Annotated in this window: 1 pseudogene; it reads left to right on the top strand. The window is 65.4% G+C overall.

Features of this window, described 5'->3' with window-relative positions:
- Window positions 1-64 precede the first annotated feature (64 nt).
- Window positions 65-862 (top strand): annotated as a pseudogene (locus tag NCO8_RS30990) (IS5 family transposase).
- Window positions 863-874: the final 12 nt, after the last annotated feature.

The following is an 874-nucleotide window of genomic DNA, read 5'->3' on the forward strand; positions in this document are numbered from 1 at the left end:
TTAGACCTCCTAACGGGTTCGGTCAGGTAGCGGTGAGACTTACTGTCGTGCAGGATGTTTCGCCGTGGCAGCACCGTGGATCGTGGACGATGAGTTGTGGGCGGTTATCGAACCGCTACTACCGGTAAAGCCCGCCGGGACACCCGGGCCCGGCCCAACACGATCCGAGACTGGTGTTCCAGGGCATCTTGTTCGTGCTGTTCACCGGGATCGGGTGGGAAGACCTGCCCCAGGAACTCGGGTTCGGGTCCGGGATGACGTGTTGGCGCAGGTTGCGGGACTGGCAGGCCGCCGGGGTGTTCGAGGCGATGCACCAAGCGGTCCTCGACCGCAGCAACGCCGCCGGGTTGATCGACTTCGACCGGGTCATGATCGACGGCTCGCACGTGCGGGCCAAAAGGGGGGCGCCGCGACCGGACCGAGCCCGGTAGACCGCGCCAAGACCGGTTCCAAACATCACCTGTTGACCTGCGGCAACGGGTTCCCGCTCGTCGTGGAGCTGTCCGCGGCCAATGTCAACGACCACCTGATGCTGCCTGCGGTGCTCGATGGCCTCCGGCCACTACGCGGCCGACCCGGGCCACCGCGACGCCGGATCAAGACCCTCATCGGCGACAAGGGCTACGACTACCCCAGCGTGCATGCCGAGCTGCGACAACGCGGGATCACCGGCTACATCCCGCGCCGCGGAACCCGCGACACGGTCACCGCCGGCCGCTGGATCGTCGAACAGACCATCGCCCTGCTCCACCAGTACCGACGCCTGGCCGTCCGATGGGAACGCCGCACCGACATCCATTACGGATTCTTGAACCTCGGTGCCGCGCTGATCTGTTGGCGACGCCTCAGCAATCAAACCTGATAGGAGCTCTTA

Origin of the sequence: Nocardia coubleae NBRC 108252 (assembly GCF_001612805.1) — a bacterium.
In the GTDB taxonomy this organism is placed as follows: domain Bacteria; phylum Actinomycetota; class Actinomycetes; order Mycobacteriales; family Mycobacteriaceae; genus Nocardia; species Nocardia coubleae.